Origin of the sequence: Sulfurihydrogenibium sp. (assembly GCF_027448985.1) — a bacterium.
GTDB lineage: Bacteria > Aquificota > Aquificia > Aquificales > Hydrogenothermaceae > Sulfurihydrogenibium.
Window position 1 is genome coordinate 1 of the sequence record NZ_DAIDMN010000154.1, and the last position, 1,496, is coordinate 1,496.

2 protein-coding genes are annotated in these 1,496 nt (G+C 29.5%); both read left to right on the top strand.

Annotated elements, in window-relative coordinates:
• Window positions 1-1,075: RNA polymerase factor sigma-54 (gene rpoN, locus NE054_RS08195; protein ID WP_297890483.1), on the top strand; the 1,075-nt coding region annotated here is incomplete at its 5' end.
• Window positions 1,076-1,089: 14 nt separating this feature from the next.
• Window positions 1,090-1,455, top strand: coding sequence for a ribosome-associated translation inhibitor RaiA (gene raiA, locus NE054_RS08200; protein ID WP_297890485.1), 366 nt, complete (start codon window positions 1,090-1,092; stop codon window positions 1,453-1,455).
• The last annotated feature ends 41 nt before the right edge of the window (window positions 1,456-1,496 follow it).

A 1,496-nucleotide genomic window follows, 5' to 3' on the forward strand; every position in this document is an offset into this window, starting at 1 on the left:
AGCATACAAACCATCTTTGTACGATATATTACAAACACAAATAGATATAGAATTTGAGGATAAAGAGAGAGAAGTTGCGTTAGAGATAGTAGATAATTTAGACGAAAAAGGATACATGAATAAAGAGACACTGAAAGAAATTGCTGAAAAATACAAATTAGATTTAGTATATGTTGAAAAAATAAGAAAGAAAGTGATGGATTTAGAGCCAACCGGATTAGCTTCTTTGAATTTAAAAGAGTTTTTATATCAAGAATATAAAGATAAATACGGAAAAGATAAAGTTGTTCAAGAAATAATTCAGCAAGATTTAGAAAAATTAAATGATAAGGAGTACCTTAAAGAAAAGTACAATCTAACAGACGATGAAGTATCAGAAATAATAGAAAATATAAAATCTTTAAGACCATATCCGTTATACGGTTATGAAGATTTTGAAATAAGGTATATAGAACCGGATATATTTCTTTACTTTACCGGTGATGAAGAAAAACCTTTTGAAATAGAAATCAACGAATACGGTATCCCAAAGATAAATATTCTTTCCCAATACAAAAAAGTTTTGAACCGTAAAGATTTATCAGAAGAAACCAAAAAATTTTTATACGAAAAACTACAAAAAGCTGTAGGACTTGTAAATGGTATTCAACAAAGGAGAGAAAATCTAAAAAAACTAGTTGAATTTTTAGTTGACTATCAAAAAGAGTTTATATTAAATGGAAAAGAACATTTAAAACCTTTGACATTAAAAGATGTTGCGAAAAATGTAGGACTTCATGAATCTACAGTTAGTAGACTTGTAAACAGTAAATACATTCAAACTCCAAACGGTGTAATTCCACTCAAAACATTCTTTTCTAACAAAGCAAGCAAAGAAAGTGGAAATATTTCATCAGACCATGTAAAATATTTAATAAAACAACTAATTGAAAATGAAAACCAAAAAAAACCGTATAGTGATAGTGATATAGTTAATCTGTTAAAACAGCAAGGAATAACGGTTGCAAGAAGAACAGTTACAAAATATAGAGAAGAGTTGAATATACCGGATTCAAGGAAAAGAAAAAAATTTTAAATCAGGAGGCAAAAATGCAAGTAGAACATGTTGGAAAAAACATTGATTTAACCGATTTCATCAAAGCTTACACAGAGCACAAACTTGAAAGACTTAAAAACTATTTAAAAGAGCTAGACACAGAACCAGATTCTGTAAGAGTAAGAGTAGTGTACGATTTTGAAAAACATAGACACAGAAACAGGGTAGATATAGACGTTTATTTTAACACCCCAGGAGGAGGAGTAATTCACGCATGGGAAGAGAGTAATGACCTATACTCAGCAATAGACTTTGTTATAGACGAAGTAGAAAGACAGTTAATAAGACTAAAAAGTAGAAGGATAGAAGAAAAAAGAAGACAGGCAAAGTTTCAATCTTTTCATGTATCTTTTCTGTAATTTGTTTTTAGGAAGCATCCTTTCAACAGCAAGCTCTAAGG